Origin of the sequence: Xanthomonas sp. (genome assembly GCF_017163755.1) — a bacterium.
Taxonomy (GTDB): Bacteria; Pseudomonadota; Gammaproteobacteria; order Xanthomonadales; family Xanthomonadaceae; genus Xanthomonas_A.
In genome coordinates this window covers 393479-415554 of record NZ_JAFIWC010000001.1, presented here as the reverse complement: position 1 = coordinate 415554, position 22076 = coordinate 393479, and the positions used below count along the sequence as shown (strand labels likewise).

The 22076-nt window shown below is 70.3% G+C and carries 22 protein-coding genes and 2 pseudogenes; 12 read left to right on the top strand and 12 right to left on the bottom strand.

What is annotated here, in order from left to right; all coding sequences use genetic code 11:
• Positions 1 to 259: 259 nt before the first annotated feature.
• The 3 genes from JR065_RS01815 to JR065_RS01805 all read right to left on the bottom strand — a co-directional run bounded on the left by JR065_RS01815 (position 260) and on the right by JR065_RS01805 (position 2325).
• Positions 260 to 820, bottom strand: coding sequence for a GNAT family N-acetyltransferase (locus tag JR065_RS01815; RefSeq protein WP_206231597.1), 561 nt, complete (start codon positions 818 to 820; stop codon positions 260 to 262).
• Positions 817 to 1389 carry a helix-turn-helix domain-containing protein gene (locus JR065_RS01810; RefSeq protein ID WP_206231596.1) on the bottom strand — a complete coding sequence of 191 codons (573 nt, stop codon included), beginning with the start codon at positions 1387 to 1389 and terminating at the stop codon, positions 817 to 819. Before JR065_RS01810 ends, JR065_RS01815 begins: the two co-directional genes overlap by 4 nt.
• A gap of 108 nt (positions 1390 to 1497) precedes the next feature.
• Positions 1498 to 2325, bottom strand: a complete 828-nt coding sequence (locus JR065_RS01805) for a DUF72 domain-containing protein (RefSeq protein WP_206231595.1) — start codon at positions 2323 to 2325, stop codon at positions 1498 to 1500.
• 131 nt (positions 2326 to 2456) lie between these two features.
• Here JR065_RS01805 and rraA point away from each other — a divergent pair, with 131 nt between their 5' ends.
• The 4 genes from rraA (at position 2457) to JR065_RS01785 (ending at position 7170) form a co-directional block, all read left to right on the top strand.
• The gene (rraA, locus tag JR065_RS01800; protein WP_206231594.1) at positions 2457 to 2936 is read left to right on the top strand and encodes a ribonuclease E activity regulator RraA; all 480 of its coding nucleotides are present in this window, start codon (positions 2457 to 2459) and stop codon (positions 2934 to 2936) included.
• 80 nt (positions 2937 to 3016) lie between these two features.
• Positions 3017 to 4597 (top strand): serine hydrolase, encoded by a 1581-nt coding sequence (locus JR065_RS01795; protein WP_206231635.1) that lies wholly within the window; start codon positions 3017 to 3019, stop codon positions 4595 to 4597.
• The gene (locus JR065_RS01790; RefSeq protein WP_206231593.1) at positions 4594 to 5010 is read left to right on the top strand and encodes a VOC family protein; all 417 of its coding nucleotides are present in this window, start codon (positions 4594 to 4596) and stop codon (positions 5008 to 5010) included. The genes JR065_RS01795 and JR065_RS01790 overlap by 4 nt, the downstream gene beginning before the upstream one ends.
• A gap of 318 nt (positions 5011 to 5328) precedes the next feature.
• Entirely contained in the window at positions 5329 to 7170 is a 1842-nt protein-coding gene (locus tag JR065_RS01785) for an ABC transporter ATP-binding protein (RefSeq protein WP_206231592.1), read from the top strand.
• A 270-nt stretch (positions 7171 to 7440) separates the two neighbouring features.
• On the opposite strand, the gene JR065_RS01780 is transcribed toward JR065_RS01785, so the two are convergent.
• Positions 7441 to 9255, bottom strand: coding sequence for a DUF885 domain-containing protein (locus JR065_RS01780; protein ID WP_206231591.1), 1815 nt, complete (start codon positions 9253 to 9255; stop codon positions 7441 to 7443).
• 101 nt (positions 9256 to 9356) lie between these two features.
• Between JR065_RS01780 and JR065_RS01775 the strand changes: the two genes are divergently transcribed.
• Positions 9357 to 9713 (top strand): GFA family protein, encoded by a 357-nt coding sequence (locus JR065_RS01775; RefSeq protein WP_206231590.1) that lies wholly within the window; start codon positions 9357 to 9359, stop codon positions 9711 to 9713.
• Complete coding sequence (locus tag JR065_RS01770; protein WP_206231589.1) at positions 9710 to 10519, top strand: DUF4349 domain-containing protein; 810 nt, start codon at positions 9710 to 9712, stop codon at positions 10517 to 10519. Before JR065_RS01775 ends, JR065_RS01770 begins: the two co-directional genes overlap by 4 nt.
• A 122-nt stretch (positions 10520 to 10641) precedes the next feature.
• On the opposite strand, the gene JR065_RS01765 is transcribed toward JR065_RS01770, so the two are convergent.
• The 4 genes from JR065_RS01765 to JR065_RS01750 form a co-directional block, all read right to left on the bottom strand.
• The gene (locus JR065_RS01765; RefSeq protein ID WP_206231588.1) at positions 10642 to 10935 is read right to left on the bottom strand and encodes a hypothetical protein; all 294 of its coding nucleotides are present in this window, start codon (positions 10933 to 10935) and stop codon (positions 10642 to 10644) included.
• Positions 10936 to 10980: 45 nt separating this feature from the next.
• Entirely contained in the window at positions 10981 to 12441 is a 1461-nt protein-coding gene (locus JR065_RS01760) for a DUF2867 domain-containing protein (protein WP_241093280.1), read from the bottom strand.
• Positions 12442 to 12461: 20 nt separating this feature from the next.
• Positions 12462 to 12776: a metalloregulator ArsR/SmtB family transcription factor gene (locus tag JR065_RS01755; RefSeq protein WP_206231587.1), complete on the bottom strand. Its 315-nt coding sequence runs from the start codon at positions 12774 to 12776 to the stop codon at positions 12462 to 12464.
• A 260-nt stretch (positions 12777 to 13036) separates the two neighbouring features.
• On the bottom strand, positions 13037 to 13996 hold the full coding sequence (locus tag JR065_RS01750; RefSeq protein WP_206231586.1) for a LysR substrate-binding domain-containing protein: 960 nt from the start codon (positions 13994 to 13996) through the stop codon (positions 13037 to 13039).
• A 299-nt stretch (positions 13997 to 14295) separates the two neighbouring features.
• Here JR065_RS01750 and JR065_RS01745 point away from each other — a divergent pair, with 299 nt between their 5' ends.
• Positions 14296 to 15204 carry a DMT family transporter gene (locus tag JR065_RS01745; protein ID WP_429001825.1) on the top strand — a complete coding sequence of 303 codons (909 nt, stop codon included), beginning with the start codon at positions 14296 to 14298 and terminating at the stop codon, positions 15202 to 15204.
• 120 nt (positions 15205 to 15324) lie between these two features.
• A complete protein-coding gene (locus JR065_RS01740) occupies positions 15325 to 15834 on the top strand; it encodes a DinB family protein (RefSeq protein ID WP_206231585.1) in 510 nt (169 codons plus the stop codon).
• Positions 15835 to 15869: 35 nt separating this feature from the next.
• Here JR065_RS01740 and JR065_RS01735 read toward each other — a convergent pair whose 3' ends face one another.
• Entirely contained in the window at positions 15870 to 16775 is a 906-nt protein-coding gene (locus JR065_RS01735; protein ID WP_206231584.1) for a peptidylprolyl isomerase, read from the bottom strand.
• A gap of 178 nt (positions 16776 to 16953) precedes the next feature.
• Between JR065_RS01735 and JR065_RS01730 the strand changes: the two genes are divergently transcribed.
• The 3 genes and pseudogenes from JR065_RS01730 to JR065_RS21845 form a co-directional block, all read left to right on the top strand.
• Positions 16954 to 17319, top strand: a complete 366-nt coding sequence (locus JR065_RS01730) for a PadR family transcriptional regulator (protein ID WP_206231583.1) — start codon at positions 16954 to 16956, stop codon at positions 17317 to 17319.
• A pseudogene (locus JR065_RS01725) lies at positions 17253 to 18155 on the top strand (sensor domain-containing protein); the annotation flags it as partial. The gene JR065_RS01730 and the pseudogene JR065_RS01725, both read left to right, overlap by 67 nt.
• Positions 18141 to 18236 (top strand): annotated as a pseudogene (locus JR065_RS21845) (sensor domain-containing protein); the annotation flags it as partial. The pseudogenes JR065_RS01725 and JR065_RS21845, both read left to right, overlap by 15 nt.
• A 224-nt stretch (positions 18237 to 18460) precedes the next feature.
• Here JR065_RS21845 and JR065_RS01720 read toward each other — a convergent pair.
• The gene (locus JR065_RS01720) at positions 18461 to 19774 is read right to left on the bottom strand and encodes a polyhydroxyalkanoate depolymerase (protein WP_206231582.1); all 1314 of its coding nucleotides are present in this window, start codon (positions 19772 to 19774) and stop codon (positions 18461 to 18463) included.
• Between the two features lie 63 nt (positions 19775 to 19837).
• Positions 19838 to 20443: a class I SAM-dependent methyltransferase gene (locus JR065_RS01715; protein ID WP_206231581.1), complete on the bottom strand. Its 606-nt coding sequence runs from the start codon at positions 20441 to 20443 to the stop codon at positions 19838 to 19840.
• 79 nt (positions 20444 to 20522) lie between these two features.
• Here JR065_RS01715 and JR065_RS01710 point away from each other — a divergent pair, with 79 nt between their 5' ends.
• Positions 20523 to 21002, top strand: coding sequence for a CopD family protein (locus JR065_RS01710; RefSeq protein WP_206231580.1), 480 nt, complete (start codon positions 20523 to 20525; stop codon positions 21000 to 21002).
• A 93-nt stretch (positions 21003 to 21095) separates the two neighbouring features.
• On the opposite strand, the gene JR065_RS01705 is transcribed toward JR065_RS01710, so the two are convergent.
• On the bottom strand, positions 21096 to 22055 hold the full coding sequence (locus JR065_RS01705; protein WP_206231579.1) for an acetyl-CoA carboxylase carboxyltransferase subunit alpha: 960 nt from the start codon (positions 22053 to 22055) through the stop codon (positions 21096 to 21098).
• Positions 22056 to 22076 lie beyond the last annotated feature (21 nt).

Sequence of the window (22076 nt, the reverse complement as noted above, 5' to 3'; positions counted from 1 at the left end):
TCCTGCGTGCAAGCGGACAGCATCTCTGCCGCTGGAGCGAATGCGCTCACGTGTTGCGGCGTGCAGAAGGCGCGTATGCGCCCTTAGGGCCGCTGCAGGGGGCTTGCGTGCGGTGTGTGCCGAGCGGAGGAACAATCTCCCGGGCTGGGCCGGTGCGTGTCCGGGTCCGGGTCCATGCCTGCTCGCCTTGGTGCTGGCTTTGCAGGCGTTGGCTTTGCAGGAGCTGGCCTTGCAGATGCCGGCTTTACAGGTGCCCGCTTTACAGGTGTTTGTAGAAGTACGTGGTGCTGCACGGCGTGCCGTCGGGCATGAGCGCGTAGTGCGGGATCGCGCCGGCGCGCTGCCAGCCGCTGCGCGCGTACACGCGTTCGGCGTCGCTGCCGCTGACCGTGTCCAGCACCAGCAGGCGCTTGCCGGCCTCGCGTGCGGCGTCCTCGAGCGCTTCCAGCAATAGCCCGGCGATGCCGCGGCGCCGCGCGCTGCGCCGGACCAGCATCTTGGCCACGTCGGCGCGGTGCGGCTGGTTGTCCGGTTGCGCGAGGACCAATTGCACCGTGCCGAGCACGCCGCCGTGCGCGTCCTCGGCGACCAGCAGCACGTGTTCGCCGCGCGCGACCGCGTCGGCCGCGCCGCGCCAGAAGCCGAGCGCGCGCTCGCGCGGCAGCGGCCACATAAAGCCCACCGAGGCGCCACCTTCGACGCAGTCCAGCAGCACCTCGGCCAGCGCGTCGACGTAGGCGGCCGCCTGCGCGGCATCGGCGCGGCGCACGCGCACGCCCCGCTCGCCCAGCCCGCTCGGCCCGTGCATGGACGCGCTCATGCGTGGCGCCGCGCCTGGGTCAGTGCCACCAGGTAGCGCGCAGTGCCGCGCCCGGGGTTGTGGAACGCGAGCGGGCGGTCCAGTTGCATCGCCAGGCAATCGCCCGCCTCCAGCAGCCAGTGTTCCTCGCCGAGCGTCAGCTGCAGGGTGCCTTCGATCATCCACACCTGCTGGTGCACCTCGCTGTCGCGCCCGACCGTGTCGTAGGCCACGCGCTGGCCGGGCGGGAAACGCACTTCCACCAGTTGCAGCGGCGAGCCGCTGGCCGGCGACAGGTTGCGGCGCACGTAGCCCGACACCGGGTCGGTCCACTGCGGCTGCGCGCCGCCGCGCGCAAGCGGCGACGGCGCCGCCGGCGGATCGCCGTCCTCGAACAGCGCGGCGAGGGTGACGTCCAGCGCCGAGGCGAGCTTGTCCAGCACGCTGGCGGTCGGGCTGCTCTGGCCGCGTTCGATCAGCGAGATATTGGAACGGCTGACGCCGCTGCGGCTGGCCAGCGTCTCCATCGACAGGCGCCGGTCCAGGCGCAGGCTGTGCAGGCGGCGGGCGAGGCGGGCGTTGATGTCCATGGCTGTCGGTTTAATGGAGGTTAGCATCCATTAAACTGCACAGCTCCTAGCTTGGCAAGCCACGTCGGGGCTTGCCGGGACCGCGTCGCTGCCGCCTGGATGGCGCGATCAACGGGCCAGTTCGGCCAGCAGCGCCATCGCCGCGCCCGGGTTGCGCTCCTTGGCTGCGCTGATGAAGTAGACGAACACGTCGCGGCGCTTGGCCGGCTTGGCCGGCGCGCCGACGTGCGGCAGCTCCGGGTTGTCCTCGCCGCGCTGCCAGGCGCGCGCCTGTTCGGCCCAGGCGCGCAGTTCCTTGGCCGGGTAGCCGTGGGCGAGGTCGGCGCGGCTGCGCATCAGCCGGGCGTAGACGAAATCGGCGCTGAGGTCGGCGAAGGACGGGTATTCGGGCGAATCGGTGAACACCGTGGCCACGCGGTGCTTGCGCGCCAGCTTCAGCAGCCCCGGGCCGACGAAGGCCGGATCGCGGACCTCCAGCACGTGGCGCAACTTGCGCCCCTGGGCCTGCGTGGGCAGCAGTTCCAGGAACGCGGCGACGTCGTCGGCATCGAGCGTGCGCCCGGACTGGAACTGCCATACCAGCGGGCCGAGCTTGTCGCCGAGCTCGGCGATGCCGCCGACGAAGTCGTCCACCTGCGCACCGGTGCCGGCCAGGCGCCGTGCGCCGGTGATGCGCTTGGGCGCCTTGGCCGAGAACACGAAGTTCGGCGGCGTCTCGTCGCGCCAGCGCGCATAGGTCGCCGGCTTCTGGGTGCCGTAGTAGGTGCCGTTGATCTCGATGCTGCTGACGTGGCGGCTGGCGTATTCCAGTTCGCGGCGTTGCACCAGGCCTTGCGGGTAGAACATGCCGCCGCGCCACGGCGCGAAGGTCCAGCCGCCGATGCCGACGCGGATGCCGGGGATCGAGGGCGGGGCGGAGTCGAAGAGATCGGTCATCGCGAAGGCTGCCGGCGTGGACGGACCTGGATTGTGCCGCAGCCGGCGCGCAGGCGGCGTGCACCGCGCACGGGCGCCACGCGCGGCGTCGGCGCGCTACCATCGACGCAGCGTCCGCTGCCCGACCGACCATGACCTGGACCACGCCCGACCTGTGCGACGACCACCCCGAGGTGCAGGTCGCCGCGCCGCTGTTCCGCAGCTACGGCGGCCGGCCCGCGTTCTGCGGGCGCATCGTCACCGTGCGCTGCTTCGAGGACAACTCGCGGGTGCGCGAGCTGGCGGCCACGCCCGGCGACGGCCGGGTCATCGTCGTCGACGGGCAGGGCTCGCTGCGCTGCGCGCTGCTCGGCGACCAGATCGCCGAGAACGCGGTGCGCCACGGCTGGGCCGGGCTGCTGATCCACGGCTGCGTGCGCGACGTGGACGCGCTGGCGGCGTTGCCGCTCGGCGTGCAGGCGCTGGCCGCGTGCCCGCGCAAGACCGACCGGCGCGGCCTCGGCGAGGTCGACGTGCCGCTGCAGTTCGCCGGCGTGGCGTTCGTGCCCGGGCACTGGCTGTACGCCGATCGCAACGGCGTGCTGGTCGCCGCGCAGGCGCTGGGTGCGTGAACGAGCCGGCACCGCTCGCTTCTTCACCCTCTTCTTCCCCACCTTCTTGCATGGGAGCTAACGATTTGAACACCTTGTCGATGGGCTGCGGCCTGCTGTTGGCCGTGGCCGCCGCCGCGCAGGCGCAAGCCGCCGCTTCGCTGCCGCCTGCGCTGCAGGATCTGGATGCGCGGGTGGAGCGGGTACGCAAGCAGTTCGACGTGCCCGGCGTCGCCATCGCCATCGTCAAGGACGGGCAGGTACTGCTGGAGCGCGGCTACGGCGTGCGCGAGCTCGGCAAGCCCGAGCCGGTGGACGCGCAGACCCCGTTCGCGATCGCGTCCAACACCAAGGCCTTCACCGCCGCCGCGCTGTCGATCCTCGCCGACGAAGGCAAGCTGAAACTGGACGACCGCGTGGTCGAGCACCTGCCGTGGTTCCGGATGGCCGACCCCTACGTGACCGGCGAGATGCGCCTGCGCGACCTGCTCAGCCACCGCAGCGGGCTGAGCCTGGGCGCGGGCGACCTGCTGTTCTGGCCGGCCACCAGCTACAGCAACGACGAGGTGGTCAGGCGCCTGGCGCGGGTGCCGCTGAAGGGCGGCTTCCGCGACCGCTACGCCTACGACAACATCCTCTATGCGGTGGCGCAGAAGGTCATCGAGCAGGTGTCCGGGCAGTCCTATGCCGAGTTCGTGCGCCAGCGCATCTTCGTGCCGGTGGGCATGGGCGGGGCGCGCATCAACAGCGACCACCTGCAGCCCGGCGACCGGCCGGCGATGGGCCATGCCAGGTTCGATTTCCGCGACCTGCGCCCGGTGCCGCCGATGAGCTGGTCGAACAACGCCGCGGCCGGCGGCATCTACGCCAGCGCGCACGACCTGGCCAAGTGGATGCAGGTGCAGCTCGACGGCGGGCGGCTGCCGGCGGACGGCGGGCACGAGCGGCGCTTGTTCAGCGAAGCCCGTCAGAAGGAAATGTGGCAGGTGATCACCCCGATCGCCATCGCCGAGCCGAGCGTGCCGCAGCTGCTGCCGGCGAAGCCGAATTTCGCCGGCTACGGCGAAGGCTGGAGCCTGAGCGACTACCGCGGGCACAAGCTGGTCTGGCACACCGGCGGCTGGCCGGGCATGGTGTCGCGGCTGACCCTGGTGCCGGAGCAGAAGCTGGGCGTGGTCGTGCTGACCAACCAGGAGGTGGGCGCGGCGTTCAATGCGCTCACCCTGCAGGTGCTCGACGCCTTCCTCGGCGCGCCGCCGACCGACTGGACCGCGGCCTATGCCGCCGCCATCGCCAAGGCCGACCAGAACGCCGAGGAAGACTGGCGCAAGCACGTGGCCGCGCGCGGCGCGGCGTCCGGGCCATCGCTGCCGCTGTCCGGTTACGCCGGCAGCTATCGCGACCCCTGGTACGGCGACGTGGCGATCGCGCAGCATGGCAAGCGGCTGGAATTGCGCTTCAGCAGGACCGCGCAGCTGGTCGGCACGCTGGAGCACTGGCAGCACGACACCTTCATCGTGCGCTGGCACGACCGCGCGCTCAACGCCGATGCGTTCGTCAACTTCGCGCTGACGCCCGACGGCAAGGTGCGCGAGGCGCGCATGGAGGCGGTATCGCCGCTGACCGATTTCAGCTTCGATTTCCAGGACCTGCTGCTGACCCCGGTGGCCGACGCGTCATGAGCGAGGCCGCGGCGCGTCCGCTACCGATGCTGTCGCACGTCCACCTGGGGGTGAACGACTTCGCCGCGGCGTTCGCGTTCTACGCGCCGCTGCTGGAGGTGCTGGGGCTGCAACTGAAGTTCCGCGACGACGCGCGCGGCTGGGCCGGGTGGATGGCGCCGGACGCGCCGCGCCCGCTGCTGCTGATCGGCCGCGCGTTCGACGGCCACCCGGCGAGCGCGGGCAACGGACAGATGCTCGCGCTGCAGGCGGCGAGCCGGGCGCAGGTGGACCGCTGCCACGCGCTGGCACTGGCCCATGGGGCGCGCTGCGAAGGCGCGCCCGGACTGCGCCCGCACTACCACCCCGACTACTACGGCGCGTATTTCCGCGACCTCGACGGCAACAAGCTGTGCGTGTGCAGTCATGGGTAGGGGGGTGGGGTTTGGGGACTCGGGACTCGAGACTCGGGATTTTTCCAGGCTCAGCGTATTCGGCTTTCTGTAGGAGGGGCTTCAGCCCCGACGCCTTACCGGCAGAGCGTCGGGGCTGAAGCCCCTCCTACAGCAAAGCGACATGTTGCTGGGAAGTGCCGCTTTGTTGAAAATACGCGCCAGTTTCTTCATCAAATCGCTTGACGAAGATTCGCACCCAGGCAGCATCCTGCCGTCCCGAGTCCCGAGTCCCGAGTCCCGAGTCCCCAATCCCAACCCAATGCGATAATCGCCAGCCGTTACACCCGGTGCGTATCGATGTTCCGTTGGTTCGAGTCGCTGATTCCCGTATTTCCCGAGATCGATCCGCGCACGCCGCCGCGCAGCGTGTGGCGGTTCTACGCGTTCTACCTGCGCCCGGTGTGGCCGGTGTTCGCCGCCACGCTGGTGGCCGGGCTGCTGCTGGCGCTGGTCGAGGTGGCGATGTTCGACTTCCTCGGCCGCATCGTCGACCTGGTCGCCGAGGCGCCGGGGCCGGAGTTCTTCGCGCGCCACCGCGACGAACTGCTGTGGATGGCCGGCATCACCTTCCTCGCGCGGCCGCTGCTGACCGGGCTGCACAACCTGCTGGTCAACCAGTCGATCATGCCTGGGCTGAGCAACCGCGCGCGCTGGCTGATGCACAACTACGTGGTGCGGCAGAGCCTGGGGTTCTTCCAGAACGATTTCGCCGGGCGCATCGCCAACCGGGTGATGCAGACCGGCACCTCGCTGCGCGAATCCACCGTGCAGATGGTCGATGCGATGTGGTACATCGCGGTCTATACCGGCACCGCGCTGTACCTGTTCGCGCAGGCCGACGCGCGGCTGATGGCGCCGCTGATCGCGTGGATGGTCGGCTATGCCGCGCTGATGTTCTACTTCGTGCCGCGGATGAAGCAGCGCGCGTGGATCGCCTCGGAGGCGCGCTCCAAGGCGATGGGACGCATCGTCGACGGCTATACCAACATCGCCACGCTGAAGCTGTTCGCGCATGCGCGGCGCGAGGAAGCCTACGTGCGCGACGCGCTTACCGAACTGGCGGTCAAGCATCGCGCGCAGACCCGCGTCACCACCGGCATGGACTTCTCCATCGCCGTGCTCAACGGCTTCCTCATCGTGGGCACCTGCGGGCTGGCGCTGTGGCTGTGGAACCAGGGCCGGATCAGCGTCGGTGCGATCACCCTGGCCACCGGCCTGGTGATCCGCATCCATAACATGTCCGGCTGGATCATGTGGGTGATCAACGGCATCTTCGAGGACATCGGCACGGTGCAGGACGGCATGCAGACCATCGCCCAGCCGATCCAGGTGCGCGACCGCGCCGATGCGCAGCCGCTGCAGGTGACCCGCGGCGAGGTGCGCTTCGAAGGCGTGCATTTCCATTACGGCAAGCGCGGCGGGGTGATCGCCGGGCTGGACCTGCAGGTGCGACCCGGCGAGAAGATCGGGCTGGTGGGTCCGTCGGGCGCCGGCAAGTCGACCCTGGTCAACGTGCTGCTGCGGCTGTACGACCTGGAAAGCGGACGCATCCTGATCGACGGCCAGGACATCGCCGCGGTCACCCAGGAGAGCCTGCGCGGGCAGATCGGCGTGGTGACCCAGGACACCTCGCTGCTGCACCGCTCGATCCGCGACAACCTGCTGTACGGGCGCCCGGACGCCAGCCAGGCGCAGTTGCTCGCGGCGGTGCGCAAGGCGCGTGCCGACGGCTTCATCGATACGTTGCGCGACGGCGAGGGCCGCAGCGGCTACGACGCGCACGTGGGCGAGCGCGGCGTGAAGCTGTCCGGCGGCCAGCGCCAGCGCATCGCGATCGCGCGCGTGCTGCTCAAGGACGCGCCGATCCTGGTGATGGACGAGGCCACCTCGGCGCTGGATTCGGAAGTGGAGGCGGCGATCCAGGACAGCCTGGACGAGCTGATGGCCGGCAAGACGGTGATCGCGATCGCGCACCGGCTGTCGACCATCGCGCGGATGGACCGGCTGGTGGTGATGGACCAGGGGGCGATCGTGGAGTCCGGCACCCATGCCGAATTGGTCGCGCGCGGCGGCCTGTACGCGCGGCTGTGGGCGCGGCAGACGGGCGGTTTCGTCGCCGCCTCGGTGGATCCGCGCTGACGGATGGCGGCGCTAGCGCGTTCGCACTAGCGCCACCACGGTTTGCTGCGCAGACTTCAGGCTCCGCTGACGAGCGCGTCAGCGCATTTCGCGCTGCCGCCCCACGCTTTGCTGCGCAAACCGTGGCCCCAGCTCACCACCATCCACATCCCCACGCCTATCGGCGCGCCCCCTTGACTCAAGGGGGCTTTTCTCCAGTTGGATCTTGCGGGACGTTTCGGTGGAAGGCTTTTACCGGGTCCCGAGTCCCCAGTCCCGAGTCCCGGCTACTTACCGAATCGGCTCATCCAGCATCAACTCCCGCACGAACCGCACCGGCGGCGCCCCATAGGACAGCACCTGGTCGTGGTAGGCCTTCAGGTCGAATTTGTCGCCGAGCTTGGCCTGCATCGCCTTGCGCAGGTCCAGGTGTTCCTGCACGCCGACGAAGTAGGTCGGCAGCTGCGCCGAGGTCAGCTGCGCGCGCACCCACTTGCCCTCGGCCTCGCTCTGCTGCTGGAAGGTGTCGTGAACCATCAGCTGCAGCGCCTGTTCCTTGCTCCAGCCGTCCACGTGCACGCCCTGGTCGAGCAGCGCGTTGGCGATGCTGCGCAGGTAGAACTTCAGCTGCACCAGGTGGAACAGCGGGTCGTTGTCCAGGTAGCCCTGCTCCTGCATCATCCGTTCGGTGTACACCGCCCAGCCCTCGGCGAACACGCCCGAGCGCAGCACGCCGCGCAGCGTGGAGGGGAACTTGGCCGAATGCCAGCCTTCCACGTAGTGCCCGGGCACGCCTTCGTGGATGCTGAGCAGGTGGATCATGCGGCCGTTGTATTCGCGCAGGAACGATTCGGCCTGCTGCGCATTCCAGTCGTCGGGAATCGGCGAGACCGCGTAGAAGGTCTTCAGGTTCTTGTCCAGCGGGCCGGGCGAATCGCAGTAGGCCACCGCCACGCCGCGCTGGAATTCGGGCATCAGGATGATGTCCACCGGCGCGTCGGGCAGCGTCATCAGGTTCTTGGCGCGGACGAAGTCGGTGGACGACGCCAGCGACGCCTTGGCGTCCTCGACCACCTTGTCGCGCGCCGGATGCTGCGCATAGGCCAGTTCCAGCGCCGCCTCGATCGCCTTCTGCTGCTGCGCGTCGTCCGGCGCGTCGACCAGTTCCGGCGCGTTCGGTTTGTCCTTGAGCACGGTACGGGCGATGGCGTACATCTCCCCGCGCACGCGGGCGAGCTCGGCCTGCGCGCGCTGCTTGATCTCGCCGCGCGACAGCGAGGAGTTAAGCGAGAACTTCAGCTTCTGGTCGTACTTCTCCGCGCCGATGCGGAAATCGCCCTTGGCGTTGGGCACCAGGGTCTGGTCCAGCCAGGCCTGCTGCTCGGCCACCGCCTTCTTCAGCCCGTCGATCGCCGCCTGCAGGCGCTGCGCGTCGGCCTGCGGGAGCTCCTTGACGTGCGGGGCGATGAAGGTGTCGACGATGCTGAGGATGCCCTGGTTCTGCTTGGCCACGGTCTTGGCGTGGATTTCCGGCACCCGCGCCGGATCCAGGTTCTCGCGCGCCTGCGCGAACAGCGCCGGGATCTTCTCCATGCGCGCGGTGGCGGCCTTCAGCCGCTCCGGCAGCGGCGCGAATTCGCGCGCCATCAGCCCGTAGATCGCGCCGCCGGCCAGGCCGTTGTAGACCTGCGGGTCGGTCGCCCAGCTCTGCGCCACCTCGCTGTTCCAGATGTCCGACTGCAGCTGGTTGCGCAGGATCGCCGCGTCCACCTGGTTCTCGCGCGACAGCTTGGCCACGTCGAGCTTGTCCAGTTCGGCCAGCAGCTGCTTGCTGGCGTCCAGGCTCTTCTGCCGGCCGGCGGCGCTGAGGTCGTCCAGCTCGCTGTCGTAGCGGTGGTCGCCGGTCTGGGTGGCGCCGACCGGGGACAGCTGCATCCAGGTGTCCACGGCGCGCTTGGACAGCGCGGCGAAGGCGCTGTCGGCGGCCGGATCGGCGGCGCCAGCGGCGGCCTGGGGCGTGGCGGACGGCGCCGTCGGGGCGTCGGTGTGTTGCTGGCAACCGGCGAGGGCGGCGAGCAGGGCGGCGGCGAGCAGGTGCTGGCGCATCGGGTTTCCTGTGGTGGTCGAAACCCCGAGCATAGGCGGCCGCGGCAGCGCACGCACCTGCCGTTGGATTACCCTGGCATCCCTTGCCAGGAGACCGTTCCATGAACTACGCAGGCAGCTGCCACTGCGGCCGTATCGCATTCGACCTCGACGCCGCCGAACCGATCACCGAGGCCTACGACTGCAACTGCTCGCTGTGCCGCCGCCGCGGCGGGCTGCTGTGGTTCGGCGCGCGCTCGGCGCTGAACCTGCGCACGCCGCCGGAAGCGCTCGGCACCTACCGCTTCAACCGCCACCATATCGATCACCATCATTGCCCCGACTGCGGCATCGCGCCGTTCAGCGAAGGCACCCATCCCAAGACCGGCGAGGCCACGGTGGCGGTCAACCTGCGCTGCCTGCCCGAGCTGGACCTGGGCACGCTGCGGATAACCACGGTGGACGGGGCGAGCCTGTGAAGACACGACCGTTGCACTGGGGCGTGCCGCTGCTGCTGGCGCTGGCGGCGGGCGGCTGTTCCAAGCATGGCGACGGCGCCGCCGCTGCCGGTGGCGCCCACCCGGCCGAAGCGGCCGCCGCGGCGCCGACCGCGGACGGCCGCGCGGCGATGCTGGCGTACGAGCACGAGGTGAGCGTGCAACTGCCGGCGGCGCAGATCCGGGCGCGGCTCAAGCAGGCCCAGGACAGCTGCCTGAGCGGGCGCTTCGGCGCGTGCAACGTGCTATCGGTGGAGCAGCGCGGCGGCGAGCATCCGCAGGCATCGCTGAGCGTGCGCATCGCGCCGGGCGGGGTGGAGCCGTTGATCGCGCAGGCCGGCAGCGGTGGCGAGATCGGCAGCCGCTCCACCCGCGCCGAGGATCTGGCGCAGGCGGTGCAGGACAACGCCGCGTTGCAGCAGCGGTTGCAGGCCGAGCAGCGCCGCCTGCAGGAGTTCCAGCAACGGCGCGACCTCAGTGTGGCCGACATGATCAGCCTGTCGGCGAAGATGGCCGAACTCGACACGCAGTTGCTGGCCGCCAGCCAGGACGCGGCGCAGCATCGCCGGCGCATCGAGACGCAGCGGCTGACCCTGCAGTTCTCCGCGCCCGACGGCGAGCAGGGCCGCAGCGAAATCGGCGCAGCGTTCGCCGACACGGGCGCGATCTTCGCATCCGCCACCGCCTGGGCGATCCGTGCGGTCGCAGCGGTGACGCCGTTCGTGCTGCTCGGCGGCGTGCTGTGGTGGCTGGTCGCCTGGCTGCGTCGGCGCCGCAGGCGCACTTAGAAAACGGGCGCTGCCGATGATGGCACTGGTGGGAGCGACTTCAGTCGCGACGGGCGCTACCGGTGACGCCCGTCGCGGCTGAAGCCGCTCCTACAGTCGGTCCGCCGGCCGCCGAGAAGGCGTCAGCCTTCGTCCTGCTCGAACTCCACGATCACTTCCAGATCGAACGCCAGCGCTTCGACGGCCTCGCGAACCTTCTGCATGGTGGCGGCGTTGCCGGCCTCGATCTCGACCTCGTGGGTGCCCGGACCCTGGTCGTCGGGAAGCCCGGCGGAACTGGAGTCGTCGTCGTCCAGATGGGTCATCAGGTCGTCGATCTCCTCGACGTGCTCGATCCCTTCCAGGCTGCCGAGCAGGTTGATGATGGCGCGGGCGTCGTCTTCGCTGCCGGTGATGCGGATGCGGAGCAGGGGCATGAAGCTTCCTCGATGTAAGGGAAGCCCAGGCTAGGCAGGCGCCGGCTAAGGCGAAGTGATGACCGCAGCGCCGCGCGCCGGCCGCGCCGCCGCATGCGCCTCGTGCAGCACCGGCAGCAGCAGCGCTTCGGCCGCCGCGCGCAGCATCGCTGGCGCGACGTAGCGCTGGTGGGTGCGCGCGATCAGCGCCATGTACAGGCGGCCGAAGCGGTTGCGGCAGGCCACGCGCGTGCCGAGGGTCAGCTCGACCTGGCCGTCGTCGCCGATCGCCACGCCGACACAGCTGCGGAACACCAGGTGCCGGTCGTCGGCACCGAGCACCACCTGCGCGTGCCGCGCCGGGGCGGCGCGGCTCTGCGCCAGCACCGGGAAGCGTCCGGCGAACAGGTTGTCGCGCTGCGGCGACAGCAGCGACGACACCGGGCACCCCAGCGGCGAGGTGCGCAGCCGCAGCGGCGCGACCAGCGCGTTGCGCAGCCGCATCAGCCAGGTCACGCCGGCCGGCCGCCGCTGCAGGAAGCCGTCCAGCAGGCCGGCCAGCAGCGCCTGCGCATCGCCGCGGCGCAGCAGCCGCGCGTCCAGGCGCAGGCGCACGCTGTCCTGATGGTCGAAGCGTTCGCTCAGCTGCCGCCACAGCAGCGAATCCGGCGGCGGCGCCGGCATGCGCTGTACCGGCGGCAACCGCGGCGCCAGGGCGACGAAGCCGGGCGGATGCCGCCGCGCGCCGAGCGCCTGGCGCAGGCGTCCGCTGAGCGCGCGCACGCGTCCGCACCAGGCCAGGCGCCGGCTGCCGGGCGAAGCGGCCAGCGACAGGCCGATGGTCGGCACCGCCGCCGCGCGTGCCTGCGGCGTGGCCAGCAGTGCGGTCACCGTGTCCGGCAGCAGTTCGGTCAGCGCGGCGATGTCGGCGGTCCCGGCCAGCACCTGCGCGCGCACCGCCGGCGCCAGCTCGCCGCCGGACTCGTCGCTGTGGCAGGACAGGGCGAAGAACGCAGGATGCGACGCGTTCGGCCGCAGCGGGGCGAACTGGTGCCAGGTGCCGCCGCCGAAGCGCACCGTGAACAGGCAGTCGGCCGGCAGGTCGATGTAGCGCAGCGCGTTGAGGAAATGCTGCGGGTCCTGGGCGATCTGTTCCATCGATGCGGTGGAGAAGCGCAGTTGCGCGCCGCCGCTGCCGGTGACCGCGGTGAACATGCGGTGCCCGGCGTGGCGGTGGAACGGATGCCCGTTCGGACCGACCGCGAACGAGAACAGCGAGGTCGATTCCCCGCGCGCGAAGTCGGTGGACGCCAACCGCGCCGACGGTTCGTCCAGCGCATCGTGGAAGCTGGGATGCGCGCGCTGGCGCACGCAGGCTTGCGCGATCAGCGGATCGCCCGCGCCGTGGCCCAGCTGTGCGATCAGCGTCACTTCCACCGGCAGGCCGCCGCTGTAGGACGGCAGGCGCACCGACGGGAAACCGGTTTGCGGGGACATGTCGCGTGCGGCGAGCGCGGTGGTGGACATCGGCGATTTCCTTTGGCCGTCTAGACGTTCTTCTTGGCCAGCTTGCGCGCCTCGCGCTTGAGCGGGCCGGCGCTGGGGCAGACTTCGAACGCGAAGCCGCTGAGGGTGTTGACCAGGTTGTCGGGGGTCAGCCGGTAGACCACGAACTGGCCGCGCCGCTCGCTGTGGACCAGGCCGGCCGCCTCCAGCACCGACAGGTGGCGCGAGATCGCCGGCGCGCTCATCGCGAAGCGCTGGCCGATCTGGCCGGCGGTGAGTTCCTGCGCCGACAGGTAGGCGAGGATTTCGCGGCGAGGCCGCGAGGCGAGGGCTTCGAAGACGCGGTCGATGGACATCAGGAATTAGATAATTAACGAATTAGCTAAATGATTGCGCCGACGTGGCGGCAATGTCAAGCGGGTGCGCCAGACAATGGGCCGGCCCTGATGGCGTGGCGACGCGCTGCGTTCCGGCGCGGCGGTCGTGGCGCATGCGTTCTAGCGCTGCCGCGATGGCGATGACTCCCACGCGCGACACGCCTTCCGCCATGTCCGGGCGCCACCGGATCCGCGCATCGCATGCGCGCGCGCAAGACAGCCCTGGCGTGCCTCGCGCCTCAGCCCGGCGCCCGATCCTGCGCGGCGGCGGGCTGCAGGCCGAGCAGCTCCGCCGGCAGCGCCGGCAGCGGCGTGCGCTCGTCCAGCGCCTCGCGCTTGAGCCAGTCGATGAACTGGCGGGCGGCCGGGCTGGGCAGGCGATGGCCGGGATGCACGATGTAGTACGAGTAGCGCGCCTTCAACGCCGGTCCGGGCAGGCGCACCAGCTCGTAGCGCTGCAGGTACGGCTGGGCGATGTGCTTGCGCGCCAGCACCGCGCCCATGCCGTAGACCGCCGCGCGCATCGCGTCGGTGCTGTCGTTGAAGGTGTGCATCGGCGGCAGTTGCACGCCGCGCACCGCGGCGGCGCGAAACCAGTCGCGCCAGCCCTGCGGCGACATGTCGGTGAGCAACGGCAGCTGCGCGATCTGCTCGGGGTGGCGCAGCGTCGCCAGTTGCGGCAGCGCCGGCGAGGCGACCGGGAACAGTTCGTCGTCCATCAGGTGGTGCGAGGTCAGCCCCGGCCACGCGCCCTGGCCATAGCGGATGCCCAGTTCCGGCCCGCCTTCCTCGAAGCGCGAGAACGCCGCGTCGGTCTGGATGTCCAGGCGCACGTGCGGCTGCGCCTGGCAGAAGCGCGGCAGCCGCGGCAGCAGCCAGCAATACGAGAGCGAACGCAGGGTGGTGATGCGCAGCGGCGCGGTATCGGCCTGCGGGTGCAGGTTGCCGGCCACCGCCGCGATATCGGCCAGCGCCGCGCTGGCCGCGTCGGCCAGTTGCCTGCCCTGGGCGGTCAGCTTGACCCCGCGCGCATGGCGCTGGAACAGCGTGGCGCCGAGCAGCGCCTCCAGCTTGCGCACATGGTGGCTGACCGCGCTGGCGGTGAGGTGCAGTTCCTCCGCGGCATGGGCGAAGTTCTGGTGGCGCGCCGCGGCGGCGAACACGCCGAGCGCGGGCAGCAGGGCAGGGCGCAGTTGCATCGGCAGGCACGCGGCAGATTTGTGGCTCGCGACGATACTACGCGCTTGTGGGCGTTGCCATGGCAGGCGATCCTGCCAGCCCTGCAGCGGATGCGCGGCGGCAGGTGCCGATGGCAGGGCGTGCCCGGCGCTGCTTCGGCGCCGCTGGCGGCGTTGCTGGCGCGGGGAGCCGCGGTCGCGCCACCGGCCTCGGCCGCGCCACCGGATGCGGCGGACCGCCAGCGGCGTGGCGCGTCCGGCACCGCACAGACACGGCACCACCACGGCGCGGGACCACGATGACCACAGGAGACAGCTCGGTGAATGCAGCCAACCCCGCGTCCGGCGATCCGGTCGGCGATGTTCCGGCACCGGCCGTGCATGCCTGGCGCACGCCGTTGGAGCTGGGGTTCCTGGGCGTCGTGTGGGGCTGCTCGTTCCTGTTCATGCGGGTGGCGGCGCCGCAGTTCGGCACCTATGCGCTGGTGGAGCTGCGCCTGGCGCTGGGCGCGGCGGTGCTGCTGCCGTTCCTGTGGCTGGCGCGTGCGCGCTTCCCGCTGCGGCGCTGGCCGGTGCTGGCGGCGATCGGGGTGCTCAATTCCGCACTGCCGTTCCTGCTGTTCGCCTGGGGCGCGCAGCATGCGCCGGCGGCGATCGGCGCCATCTGCAACGCGATGACGGTGTTGTTCACCGCGCTGATCGCGTTCCTGTTCTTCGGCGAGAGGATCGGCGCGCGGCGCGCGGTCGCCCTGCTGGTCGGGTTCGTCGGCGTGCTGGTGCTGGCCACCGGCAAGTCCGCCGGGCTGAGCGTGGGGCCGGCCGCCTTCGCCGGCGCCGCTGCCTCGCTGCTGTATGGCATCGGCTACAACCTGGTGAAGCGGCACATGGGCGACCTGCCGCCGGCGGCCTCGGCCGCGTCGACGCTGGGCTGCAGCGCGCTGCTGCTGGCGCCGCTGGCGTGGACGCACTGGCCGACGGCGCCGGTTTCGGCGATGGCCTGGGCCTGCGCCGGCGCGTTGGGCGTGGTCTGCACCGGGCTGGCGTTCCTGATGTATTACCGGCTGATCCAGCGCATCGGCCCGGCGCGCGCCTCGACGGTGACCTACCTGATTCCGGTGTTCGGCGCGTTGCTGGCCTGGTCGATCCTCGGCGAGCCGCTGACCTGGACCATGCTGCTGGCCGGCGCGCTGATCCTGGGCAGCGTCGCCTTCAGCCAGCGCGCGCGTTAGCCTCGCCGTGGCGCCGCGCTTGCACGCACACGCATGGCAGACAGTGCCAGGATGGACGCAGGTTAACGCTCGAGCGTGACGCGACGCTCGGGAATCGACGACCCAATCCAAGGACCAGCAATGACGTCTTCCCTGCTCGCATCGCAGTTCGCCTACAAGGCCTGGGCCAACGCCGAGCTGCTGCAGGCGCTGGCGCAGATCGACGCGCACGCGTATCCGGCGCAACGGCAGCGCGCGATCCGGCTGTTGAACCACACCTGCGTGGTGGACCGGATCTTCGCCGCGCACCTGGACGGCGGCACGCATGGGTTCGAAGACAGCAACACGGCGGAGACGCCGGAGCTGGAGGCATTGCACAGGGCCGTGGCGGACGCCGACCGGTGGTATGCCGGCTACGTCGCCGGGCTCGATGCGGCCGCGCTGCAGCAGCCGCTCGCGTTCCGCTTCACCGACGGCGATGCCGGCACGATGACCCGCGAGGAAATGCTGTTCCACATCCTGGCGCATGGCGCCTATCACCGCGGCAACATCGCCATGCTGCTCAGCGAATGCGGGGCAGAGCAGCCGCGCGAGCTGTTCACCCGTTTCCTGCACGCTCGCGACCCCGAGCGCCGCGGCGCGGCGGGCTGAGCCCGCGCCGCGCCACGGCGACGGCAAGCCCTGCGCTACTGCGGTGGCGCGCGCACCGGCAGCGGCACGTTGCACAGGTCGATATGCCCGGCCGGACGCTTGTAGAAGTCGTCGCGGCGGTTGCGCCGGGCCTCGGCCACGTCGCGGAAGGTCTGGGTATCGGTGCGCAGCAACTGCAGCGCGGTGCGTTCGGCTTCGGGCACATCGCTGGCGAGCCTGATCGCGCCGATCGGCGTGCGCTGCCCGGGCTTGTCGTAGAAGCCCATCGGGTCCGGCCCGCGCGGGATCACACTGAGCAGTTCCATGCCCTTGACCACGCGCCCGACCACGGTGATGTTGCGGTCCAGCTGCCGCGGCGACTGCCCGGTGACCACGTACAACTCCGCGCCGATGCTGCTGTCCTCGTCGTTGTTGCGGCCGGCGCCGAGCGTGCCGTAGCAGTGGGCCAGCCATGCCTTGCCGGCCTTGGGGTCGCGGGCGGCGGGGAAGCCGTCGACGAAGCCCACCTGCGGCGCCCAGCCGTCGCGGTCGGGCAGCGCCTGGAACGCCAGGCCCGCGGCCGGGCGTTCGAACTCCGCCGGCAGGTGGCGCTTGGCAGAACCCAGCGGCTTGGCCTTGCCGGCCTCTTCGCCGTCGGGGTCGCCGAACTGGACCACGAAGTTGTCCTGCGAGCGATAGATGCTCAGCCCGTCCCAGAAGCGTTCGTGGGCCAGGGTGCGGATGTTGCCCACATGCTCGGGCGCGAACGCCGGCGCCAGTTCGATGACCACCCGCCCGCCCGGCAGTTCCAGGTACAGCGTGTTGGCCGGGTCCAGCGTGCGCCAGTCGCCGGGCGCGGAGGCGTCCAGGATCTGCTGCGGGCTGCGGTATGGCGCCGCGGCCATGGCCAAGGTGGCGGGAAGCAACAGCGCGAGGACGAGCAGGGTCGGGCGCAGGGGCATCGGTCGGGCCGGCAGGAAGGTCAGCGGATTCTCGCCGACCCCGTGCGGCAATGACAGGGGCGCGCGGCGACGCCGCCGGAGGGGTCGCAGCCGCGGGTAGCGCGCGCGGATGACTATCGGCACATTCGCTATAGCTGACTCAACACTAGTATCGACTCCAACATAGCGGGAGGCGGTCATGGTCGAGCCGGATGCGCAGCTGAGGAAGTTCCAGAAGGAGCTGAGCGCGGGCACCGTGTCGCTGGCGCTGTTGGCGGTGCTGGCCGAGGCGGGCGAGCCGATGTACGGCTACCTGATCGCCAAGCGCCTGGAGAAAGTGGGCGAAGGCGTGCTCAGCGGCAAGCAGAGCGCGCTGTATCCGGTGCTGCGCAACCTGGAGGGGGCCGGGCTGCTGCTCAGCCACGTCGAGCCGTCGATGGCCGGGCCGCCGCGGCGCTACTACCGCATTACCGAGCAGGGGCGCGAGGCGCTGCAGCAATGGGCTGCCGCGTGGCGCGCCACCCGCGATTCCGTCGATTCCGTGCTGGAGGGGGTTTCAGAATGAACATCGAACACGTTGCGGTGCGGCCGTTGCCGACCACCATTCCCGAATACCTGGCCCAGCTGCGCGCGGCGCTGGCCGGCGCCGATCCGGCGATGATCCAGGACGCGCTCTACGACGCGGAGGAGTACCTGCGTTCGGAGCTGGCCGAGCAGACCGGCAAGAGCGAGGCCGAGATCATCGCCGGGGTGGCCGGCAGCTACGGCGCCCCGGAAGAGGTGGCCGAGATCTACCGCGAGACCGAGGTGACGGTGAGCCGCGCGCTGAAGCCGCCGGCGCCGCCCAAGCGCAAGTCGCTGCTGGGCCGCTTCTTCGGCGTGGCCGCCGACCCGCGCGCCTACGGTGCGTTGTTCTACATGCTGCTGTCGCTGGTCACCGGCATCTTCTACTTCACCTGGGTGGTCACCGGCGCCAGCACCTCGCTGGGCCTGCTGGTGCTGATCATCGGCGTGCCGCTGCTGGTGCTGTTCTTCGGCTCGGTGCGGGTGCTGTCGCTGGTCGAAGGGCGCGTGGTCGAGGTGCTGCTCGGCGAGCGCATGCCGCGCAGGCCGCTGTACAGCGAGCGCGAGCAGCCGTGGCTGCGGCGCATCGGGCAGATGTTCACCGACGCGCGCACCTGGACCACGATGCTGTACTTCCTGCTGATGCTGCCGCTGGGGATCTTCTACTTCAGCGTGTTCATCACCCTGCTGAGCACCGCGCTGGCGCTGGTGGCCGCGCCGCTGGCGCTGTTGTTCCCGAACGATTTCTATATGTCCTTCGGCGACTGGAACGTGACCCGCGATGCGCCCTGGTCGCTGCTGCTGTGGAGCGTGCTGGGTATCGTGATGCTGTTCGGCACGCTGCACCTGGCACGCCTGTTCGGCAAGCTGCACGGGCTGCTGGCCAAGCACCTGCTGGTGCACAGTTCGGCGCAGTAACCGGCTGTACGCGCTTGGGGGCGCGCCGCGGATGCTGCGCCGTCGGGCGAGAGAGAGGGCGGCCGTGTCGAGCGACGATGCGTGTCGGGCTGACGCCGCTTTCGCGAGAGCGCACGCTGTGCCGTGCGCCCAAGGGGAATTCACAAGCTCACACGACGAAGACGAATGCGGTCCAGGAGATTCCCTGGCCGCCGGCCGCCGCTCGCAGCGGCCGGCGCACCCGCTCAGCCGGCCTTGCGGCCGCCGCGGCGCTTGAGCGGGGTGACGTTGCTGGCCGCCGGCGCGGCCGCCTGCTGCGGTGCGTTGCGGGCGATGAAGCTGCGCACCTGCGGGTAGACGATGTCGCGCCAGCGGCGCCCGCTGAAGATGCCGTAGTGGCCGGCGCCTTCGACCTCGATGTGCTGGTGGCGATCGGCGGCGATGCCGGTGCACAGCGCGTGCGCGGCCGCGGTCTGGCCGAGCCCGGAGATGTCGTCCAGCTCGCCTTCGATGCTCAGCAGCGCGGTGTCGCGGATCGCCGCCGGATCGACCCGCTCGCCGCCGATCACCCATTCCCCGCGCGGCAGCAGGAATTGCTGGAACACCACGCGGATCGTGTCGAGGTAGTAGGTGGCCGGCATGTCCAGCACCGCGTTGTATTCGTCGTAGAAGCGCCGATGCGCCTCGGCGTCCTGCAGGTCGCCCTTGACCAGGTTGGCGTAGAAATCCCAGTGCGACATGAAATGCCGGCTGGGATTCATCGCCAGGAAGCCGGTGTGCTGCAGGAAACCCGGATACACCTGGCGGCCATGGCCCGGATAGGCCTGCGGCACGGTGTGGATCACGTTGTTCTCGAACCACGACAGCGGATTGCGCGTGGCCAGGTTGTTGACCTGGGTGGGGCTGCAACGTGCGTCGATCGGCCCGCCCATCATCACCAGCGAGCGCGGCGTGGGTTCGCCGCGGCCGGCCATCAGCGACACCGCGGCTAGCACCGGCACGGTCGGCTGGCACACGCTGATCACGTGCAGCTTGTCGGCGCCGATGTGGCGGATGAAGTCCTGCACGTAGTTGACGTAGTCGTCCAGGCCGAAGTCGCCGTCGCTGTGCGGCACCATGCGCGCATCGATCCAGTCGGTGACGTAGACCTTGTGGTCGCGCAGCAGCGTGCGCACGGTGTCGCGCAGCAGCGTGGCGTGGTGGCCGGACAGCGGCGCCACCACCAGCACCGCCGGCTGCTGCTTGAGCCCGGCGACCACCTTGGCGTCGTCGCTGAAGCGCTTGAAGCGCAACAGGCGGCAGAACGGCTTGCGCAGCACTTCCTGCTCGACGATCGGCAGCGCGTGGCCGTCCACCTCGACGTGGTCCAGCGCCCAGGCCGGCTTCTCGTAGTCCTTGCCCAGGCGGTGCAGCAATTCGTTGGTCGCCGCCAGGCGCTCGGCGCCGGGCAACGTGGCCCACAGGCTGTTGGCGTCGGAGAAGATCTTGGCGTTGGCCGCGGCCTGGTGGACCCAGGGAGCAAGCAGGTTGCGGGTCAGTTCGTGCCACTGGTAGAGCATGCCGTGATTCCCATCCTGAGCGTATGCTGCCGTGCAGCATAGCCTATCCGGTGTGGTTGCACCTTAATGGGGCGGCAGGCCGGTCCCTTCCAGTGCGGCGGCATCGCCCGCCAGCGCAGGCGACAGCCAGCAGTGACTGCCGACCGCGCGCAGGCCCTGCGCACCAAACTGGCGCCGGTACCAGCGTGCCGGGCGCGGCTGGAAGCCGTCGTGGTCGCCGTCGAAGTCGTCTTCCATCGCGAAGGTTTCCAGGAAGGCCACGCCGCCGCACAGCTCGGCCAGGCCGGGCAGGCCCTGGCGCAGCTCGCGGCTGGGCACGTAGTGCAGCACGTCGGCGCACACCAGCAGGTCCACCGGCGCGCACGGACGCAGCCAGGCGAAGTCGCCGAAGCGCGCCGGGTGCAGGTTGCGCTGGCGGCCGTAGCGGCGCACCGCGTAGTCGCTGCTGTCGAAGCCCAGGTACTGCAGCCTGGGCCGCAGCTTCAGCAGCGGCGCGCGCCAGGCGCCTTCGCCGCAGCCGATGTCGAGCACGCTGCGGATCGGCCGCTCCAGGTAGTACTCGGCCTGGGCCACCGCCAGCGCGACCTTGCGCGCCAGCCGCGCGGCGTCGCCGATGCCGTCGCGGCGGTACCAGCGCTGGAAGTAGTCGGCGTCGTAGGATTTGTTCAAGCGTGGCGTGTCCATGCGTGCGCGCGGCGGATAGGCGAAAATGGCGTCACATCCTACGCCAGCGACACGGAGCCAGCGCATGCCATCCACCCCATGGATCGATCCCTACACGCTGTATCTGGGCGTCAAGACCCTGCACCTGCTGTTCGTGATCGCGTGGATGGCGGCGGTGTTCTACCTGCCGCGGATCCTGGTCAACATCGCCGAGAGCGCCGGCCAGCCGGAAGTGCAGGCGCGGCTGGTGCTGATGGGCCGGCGCCTGTACCGCTTCGGGCACATGGTGTTCGGGCTGGCGCTGATCCTGGGCGCGGTGCTGTGGCTGGGCTACAAGGTGCTGCCCGCGTTCCCGACGATGGTCGCGCCGGGCAGCGGCTGGCTGCACGCCAAGCTGGCCCTGGTGCTGCTGCTGATGGCGCACTACACGGTGGCCGGGCGCTGGCTCAAGGGCGTGCCCCAGGCGCGCAGGCTGCCGTCCTCGCGCACGCTGCGCTGGTTCAACGAGATCCCGGTGCTGCTGTTGCTGGTGGTGATCTGGTTGGTGCTGTTCAAGCCGTTCTGAGCGGGGATTGGGATCGGCGGATGTCGCGTTCTTCGGCCTTGCCGGCCTGCCGATACCACTCCCGAATCCCGAATTCCCAATCCTGCCAAACGGCTACGCCGCCTCGTAGGCGCCGTAGCCGCGCAGGCGCTCGTAGCGCTTGCGCAGCAACTGCTCCAGCGGCAGCTGTTCCAGCGCATCGAGCTCGTTGAGCAGCACCGCCTTCAGGCGCTTGGCCATCTGCGTCGGGTTGCGGTGCGCGCCGCCGATCGGCTCGCGCACGACCTTGTCGACCAGGCCCAGCGCGGACAGACGCTTGGCGGTCAGGCCGAGCTGTTCGGCCGCGTCCTTGGCCTTGCCGGCGTCCTTCCACAGGATCGACGCGCAGCCTTCCGGCGAGATCACCGAATAGGTGCCGTACTCCAGCATCAGCGTGCGGTCGCCGACGCCGATTGCCAGCGCGCCGCCGGAGCCGCCTTCGCCGATCACGGTGCAGATCACCGGCACCTTCAGCTCGGCCATCTCCATCAGGTTGCGTGCGATCGCCTCGGACTGGCCGCGTTCCTCGGCGCCGATGCCGGGGTAGGCGCCGGGGGTGTCGATGAAGGTCAGCAGCGGCAGCTTGAAGCGCTCGGCCAGCTTCATCAGGCGCAGCGCCTTGCGGTAGCCCTCCGGGCGCGGCATGCCGAAGTTGCGCGCCACCTTGCTCTTGGTGTCGCGGCCCTTCTGGTGGCCGATGATCACCACCGGGCGGCCGTTGATGCGGCCCAGGCCGCCGACGATCGCCTTGTCGTCGGCGAAGGCGCGGTCGCCGGCCAGTTCCTGGAATTCGTCGCAGAACACGCCGATGTAGTCCAGCGTGTACGGCCGCTGCGGGTGCCGCGCCAGCTGCGAGATCTGCCACGAGGACAGGTCGCGGAAGATCTGCGCGGTGCGCACGCGCAGCTTGTCCTGCAGGGTCCGCACTTCGGCGTCGACGTTGACCGCCGGCCCGGTGCTGGCATTGCGCAGTTCCTGGATCTTGGCTTCCAGATCGGCGATGGGTTGCTCGAAGTCGAGGTAGTTCGGATTCATTGGAAACCGTCGTGAACTAAA

Excerpts from the sequence above, each read along its gene's own strand:
- JR065_RS01795 (WP_206231635.1), top strand. The coding sequence starts at position 3,017 with ATGGGCTGCGGCCTGCTGTTGGCCGTGGCCGCCGCCGCGCAGGCGCAA.
- JR065_RS01785 (WP_206231592.1), top strand. The coding sequence starts at position 5,329 with ATGTTCCGTTGGTTCGAGTCGCTGATTCCCGTATTTCCCGAGATCGAT.
- rraA (WP_206231594.1), top strand. The coding sequence starts at position 2,457 with ATGACCTGGACCACGCCCGACCTGTGCGACGACCACCCCGAGGTGCAG.
- JR065_RS01710 (WP_206231580.1), top strand. The coding sequence starts at position 20,523 with ATGCCATCCACCCCATGGATCGATCCCTACACGCTGTATCTGGGCGTC.
- JR065_RS01810 (WP_206231596.1), bottom strand. The coding sequence starts at position 1,389 with ATGGACATCAACGCCCGCCTCGCCCGCCGCCTGCACAGCCTGCGCCTG.
- JR065_RS01755 (WP_206231587.1), bottom strand. The coding sequence starts at position 12,776 with ATGTCCATCGACCGCGTCTTCGAAGCCCTCGCCTCGCGGCCTCGCCGC.
- JR065_RS01760 (WP_241093280.1), bottom strand. The coding sequence starts at position 12,441 with ATGTCCACCACCGCGCTCGCCGCACGCGACATGTCCCCGCAAACCGGT.
- JR065_RS01780 (WP_206231591.1), bottom strand. The coding sequence starts at position 9,255 with ATGCGCCAGCACCTGCTCGCCGCCGCCCTGCTCGCCGCCCTCGCCGGT.
- JR065_RS01705 (WP_206231579.1), bottom strand. The coding sequence starts at position 22,055 with ATGAATCCGAACTACCTCGACTTCGAGCAACCCATCGCCGATCTGGAA.
- JR065_RS01775 (WP_206231590.1), top strand. The coding sequence starts at position 9,357 with ATGAACTACGCAGGCAGCTGCCACTGCGGCCGTATCGCATTCGACCTC.
- JR065_RS01735 (WP_206231584.1), bottom strand. The coding sequence starts at position 16,775 with ATGCCCCTGCGCCCGACCCTGCTCGTCCTCGCGCTGTTGCTTCCCGCC.
- JR065_RS01765 (WP_206231588.1), bottom strand. The coding sequence starts at position 10,935 with ATGCCCCTGCTCCGCATCCGCATCACCGGCAGCGAAGACGACGCCCGC.
- JR065_RS01720 (WP_206231582.1), bottom strand. The coding sequence starts at position 19,774 with ATGCTCTACCAGTGGCACGAACTGACCCGCAACCTGCTTGCTCCCTGG.
- JR065_RS01805 (WP_206231595.1), bottom strand. The coding sequence starts at position 2,325 with ATGACCGATCTCTTCGACTCCGCCCCGCCCTCGATCCCCGGCATCCGC.
- JR065_RS01750 (WP_206231586.1), bottom strand. The coding sequence starts at position 13,996 with ATGCAACTGCGCCCTGCCCTGCTGCCCGCGCTCGGCGTGTTCGCCGCC.
- JR065_RS01740 (WP_206231585.1), top strand. The coding sequence starts at position 15,325 with ATGACGTCTTCCCTGCTCGCATCGCAGTTCGCCTACAAGGCCTGGGCC.
- JR065_RS01815 (WP_206231597.1), bottom strand. The coding sequence starts at position 820 with ATGAGCGCGTCCATGCACGGGCCGAGCGGGCTGGGCGAGCGGGGCGTG.
- JR065_RS01790 (WP_206231593.1), top strand. The coding sequence starts at position 4,594 with ATGAGCGAGGCCGCGGCGCGTCCGCTACCGATGCTGTCGCACGTCCAC.
- JR065_RS01730 (WP_206231583.1), top strand. The coding sequence starts at position 16,954 with ATGGTCGAGCCGGATGCGCAGCTGAGGAAGTTCCAGAAGGAGCTGAGC.